Source organism: Mycobacterium sp. 94-17 (genome assembly GCF_035617725.1).
Taxonomy (GTDB): domain Bacteria; phylum Actinomycetota; class Actinomycetes; order Mycobacteriales; family Mycobacteriaceae; genus Mycobacterium.
This window is the reverse complement of record NZ_JAPIYN010000092.1, coordinates 1-453: the sequence shown is the minus strand read 5'-3', so window position 1 is coordinate 453 and position 453 is coordinate 1. Positions and strand designations below refer to the sequence as shown.

At 73.3% G+C, this 453-nt stretch carries 2 pseudogenes; one reads left to right on the top strand and one right to left on the bottom strand.

Going from position 1 to position 453, the window contains the following annotated elements:
• Positions 1-276, top strand: a pseudogene (locus OQ789_RS25800) (hypothetical protein); the annotation flags it as partial.
• 15 nt (positions 277-291) lie between these two features.
• On the opposite strand, the pseudogene OQ789_RS25795 reads toward OQ789_RS25800, so the two are convergent.
• Positions 292-453 (bottom strand): annotated as a pseudogene (locus tag OQ789_RS25795) (hydrolase); the annotation flags it as partial.

Below are 453 nucleotides of genomic sequence, written 5' to 3'. Positions count from 1 at the left end.
ACCACTCCGGGCAGCGCGTTGTTGTTCCCCGGCCTGTGCGCCCCGACCGGCGACCTGCCGCCACCCGCCGAGCGCCCGGCCGAGCCTTGTGGTGAGCGCACCGCGATGATGCCCCGGCGTCGGCGTACCCGCGCCCAAGATCGCGCCTACCGGGTCGCGGCCGAACGCGCCCACAACCGCCAAGCACGGCACGTGGCACGCCCAGAACGCCAACCGACCTACTTCGGACCCGCGCCACCCCCGGGCGACGGTGATGACGATCCACCACCGTTCTGACGGTGCGGCACCGGTTTACCCGGAGGTGACGGCGAACAGCCGCCACTGGCCGGGCACGCCCTTGAGCGTGTACACGCCGCGGTCGGCGAACTCGAGGCCTGAGCCGATCACCAGGTCGCGCAGCGTGCCCGACACCAGCACCTCGTCCGGTCCGGCCAGGGCGGACACCCGTGCGCC